Origin of the sequence: Streptomyces sp. NPDC012935 (assembly GCF_042900345.1) — a bacterium.
Classification (GTDB): domain Bacteria; phylum Actinomycetota; class Actinomycetes; order Streptomycetales; family Streptomycetaceae; genus Streptomyces.
This window is the reverse complement of the sequence record NZ_JBIBBC010000088.1, coordinates 1-1260: the sequence shown is the minus strand read 5'-3', so window position 1 is coordinate 1260 and position 1260 is coordinate 1. Positions and strand designations below refer to the sequence as shown.

1 protein-coding gene is annotated in these 1260 nt (G+C 74.1%); it reads left to right on the top strand.

What is annotated here, in order from left to right; all coding sequences use genetic code 11:
- Window positions 1-1063, top strand: a 1063-nt coding sequence (locus ACFY5C_RS41715) for an AMP-binding protein (RefSeq protein ID WP_389455302.1), incomplete at its 5' end; no start/stop codon positions are given.
- Window positions 1064-1260: the final 197 nt, after the last annotated feature.

Genomic DNA, 1260 nt, shown 5'->3' with positions numbered 1-1260 from the left:
CGCCGCGGCCGTCGAGGGCTCGTGGCCCTCGGACATCGTCTTCACGTCCGGGACGACCGGGCGCCCCAAGGGCGTCGTCGTCACCCACGCGCAGACGCTGCGGGCCTACGCGGTCTGGAGCGACCTGGCGGGCCTGCGCCACGGCGACCGCTACCTGATCGTGAATCCCTTCTTCCACACCTTCGGCTACAAGGCCGGGGTGATCGCCTGCCTGATGCGGGGCGCCACGATGATCCCGCAGCCCGTGTTCGGCGTGGAGACGGCCCTCGCGAACATCGCGGCGGAACGGGTCTCGGTGCTGCCGGGGCCGCCCACCCTGCACCAGTCGCTGCTCGACCACCCGGCCCGCGACGGCCACGACCTGTCCGCGCTGCGCCTGGTGGTGACCGGCGCGGCGGTCGTCCCGCTCCGTCTCGTGGAACGGCTGCGCGGCGAACTGGGCGTGGAGACGGTCCTGACCGCCTACGGGCTCTCCGAGGCGTGCGGCCTGGTGACGATGTGCCGGCGCGGCGACGACCCGGCGGTGATCGCGACCACCTCCGGCCGGGCCATCCCCGGCACCGAGGTCCGGGTGGAGGCCCCGCCCGGCGAACCCGGCGAGGTCCTGGTGCGCGGCTTCAACGTCATGCGCGGCTACTACGAGGACGCGGCGGCGACCGCCGAGGTGCTGACCGCCGACGGCTGGCTGCGCACCGGGGACGTCGGCGTGCTCGACGCGGCGGGCAACCTGCGCATCACCGACCGGCTGAAGGACATGTTCGTCGTCGGCGGCTTCAACGCCTACCCGGCGGAGATAGAGCGGACCCTCGGCCTGCACCCGCAGGTCGCGGACGTCGCCGTGATCGGCGTGCCGGACGCACGGCTGGGCGAGGTCGGCAAGGCGTTCGTCGTCCGCCGGCCGGGAGCCGTGCTCACCGGCGACGACCTCATCGCCTGGGCGCGGCGGGAGATGGCGAACTACAAGGTGCCGCGGCGGGTGGAGTTCGTGACGGGACTGCCGCGGAACGCGAGCGGGAAGGTCGTCAAGGCGGCGCTGCGGGGCACGGCCCCCGCACCCCCCTGACGCCGACGACGCCGACGACCGCGGCGGCTCCCCCTCCGCGCCGCCGCGGTCGTCTCCCCGTGGGGTGCGGTCCGGATCAGACGGGCTCGCCCGTGGCGTGGACGTTGTCCGTCGACGTGTCGGCGGTGTCGCCCTTCAGCTTGAGCGGCTCGCTCGTGGCGTGCACGTTCTTCGTGGTGAGCGGCTCGGTGGTGGCG